The sequence below is a fragment of the Streptomyces sp. NPDC056948 genome, assembly GCF_042674225.1.
In the GTDB taxonomy this organism is placed as follows: Bacteria; Actinomycetota; Actinomycetes; order Streptomycetales; family Streptomycetaceae; genus Streptomyces; species Streptomyces purpurascens.
Genome location: NZ_JBHUQX010000753.1, coordinates 1 through 2,000, shown reverse-complemented (window position 1 = coordinate 2,000; position 2,000 = coordinate 1). Strand labels below are relative to the sequence as shown.

The 2,000-nt window shown below is 68.7% G+C and carries 2 protein-coding genes; both read right to left on the bottom strand.

Annotated features, from left to right (window positions below):
• Window positions 1–82: 82 nt before the first annotated feature.
• Window positions 83–589, bottom strand: a complete 507-nt coding sequence (locus ACFTZL_RS44350; RefSeq protein ID WP_382596172.1) for a hypothetical protein — start codon at window positions 587–589, stop codon at window positions 83–85.
• Window positions 590–712: 123 nt separating this feature from the next.
• Complete coding sequence (locus tag ACFTZL_RS44345) at window positions 713–1,975, bottom strand: MFS transporter (protein WP_382596174.1); 1,263 nt, start codon at window positions 1,973–1,975, stop codon at window positions 713–715.
• Window positions 1,976–2,000: the final 25 nt, after the last annotated feature.

Below are 2,000 nucleotides of genomic sequence, written 5' to 3'. Positions count from 1 at the left end.
TGTTTCACGTGAAACATGACCCCGCAGAAGACAGCCAAAGGGCGGTGTTTCACGTGAAACACCGCCCCTCTCTGTGTCTGCCCTACTTCTTGTCCTTCAGGCAGAGCAGGAAGTCCTTGCCGTCACCGCTCTCGGTGTACGAGTACTGGAAGTCCTTGGCCGCGGCCTCGCACTTGCTCGACGCCAGCGTGTCCGTGAGGAACGAGCCCTCGATCTTGGCCAGCACCACGTACTGCGCCTTCGCGTCGCTGCACTCGACGACTTCGAGGTCCGGGTTGTTGTCGCTGGTGCTGCCGCGGTGCATGCAGTCGCCGACGGACGCCGTGTTGGCGTCGTCCCGGCTGGTTATGTAGCCGCCGATGGCAATACCTGCCACCGCGATGACGATCACGATGTTCTTGATGGTCTTGAAGCTGAGCTTGCGGCCGGACGGCTGCGGCGGGACGGGGGCGTACGGAGCGCCCTGGGGCGGGAAGCCGGGCTGTCCGGGCTGCTGGGGGTAGCCGCCCTGCGGCGGGTACGGAGCCTGGGGCTGCCCCGCGGGCTGGTTCTGTGCGAACGGGTTGCCCTGGGGCGGCGGAGTGGTCATTCGGGGGTCCCCCTAGTACATGGTGAATGACGCGAACATGTCGCGAGATAAGACGCACGTAAGTTATCGGTCCCCACTGACAACCCAGTAGTCAGGAGTGGCTCTGTGTCATTGATGTGACACTTACCGGTGGCCAAACCGGGCCATAGATACCGCTACTGCCGCGTAGATAACGGCGATCGTGATCACCAGCGCCACGGATCGGCCGTCCGGAGGCAGCATCAAGGCCGCCACGGCGGCCGCGCCGACGAAGAAGACGTTGAAGAGGACGTCGTAGACGGAGAAGATCCGGCCACGGAAGCCGTCCTCCACCGAGGACTGCACGATGGTGTCCGTGGCGATCTTCGCGCCCTGGGTGGCCAGCCCCAGGACGAATGCCGCGACCAGCAGCGGGGTGGTGGCGAACGGCAGCCCGAGAGCGGGCTCCAGCAGCGCGGCGACCCCCGCGCACACGACGATCCAGCGGCCCGGCCCCAGTCGTCCCGCGGCCCAGGGCGTCACCACGGCCGCCGCGAAGAATCCCGCGCCGGAGACGCCCAACGCCAGTCCCAGCAGGGCGAGTCCGTCGTCCGTGGTCGAGGTGAGCGCGTACCGGCAGAGCATCAGCAGCATGACCAGCAGGGCGCCGTAGCAGAACCGCATCAGCGCCATCGCCGCCAGCGCCCAGGCGGCCTCTCTGCGCTGGGGCGCGGCCAGGTGACGTACGCCGGCCACCAGGTCGCGAACGGTGCCCGTGAGAGCGGGCGCGAGCCGCTCGCCCTCCAAGGTCCGGTCGGGGCCGAGGAGTTCCCGCGCCATGCTCAACGACGCCACAGCCGCGCACAGATACAGCCCGGCTGCCACGAGCACCACGGCCGCGTCGGAGTCCGCCACCACCAGGCGGACGACGAAGGCCAGGCCTCCCCCCGCGGTCGCCGCCAGCGTTCCGGCGGTCGGGGAGAGGGAGTTGGCGATGACCAGACGCTCGGCGTCGACCACGCGCGGCAGGGCGGCGGAGAGGCCCGAGAGAACGAAACGGTTGACCGCGGTGACGCACAGGGCGGAGACGTAGAAGAGCCAGTCGGGAGCCGGGCTGAGCATCAGCAGAGCCGTTGCCGAGGCCAGCAGGGCGCGCAGCAGGCTGCCGTACAGCAGGACCTGGCGGCGTCGCCAACGGTCCAGCAGGACACCGGCGAACGGGCCGACGAGGGAGTACGGAAGCAGCAGCACCGCCATGGCGGAGGCGACCGCCGCGGCGGAGGTCTGTTTCTCCGGAGAGAAGACGACGTATGCGGCGAGCGCGACCTGGTACACACCGTCGGCGCCCTGGGAGAGCAGGCGCACGGCGAGCAGACGCCGGAAGCCCTGGAAGCGCAACAGGACGCGCAGGTCACGGACGACGGCCATGGGGCACAGCCTCACATACGGGGAG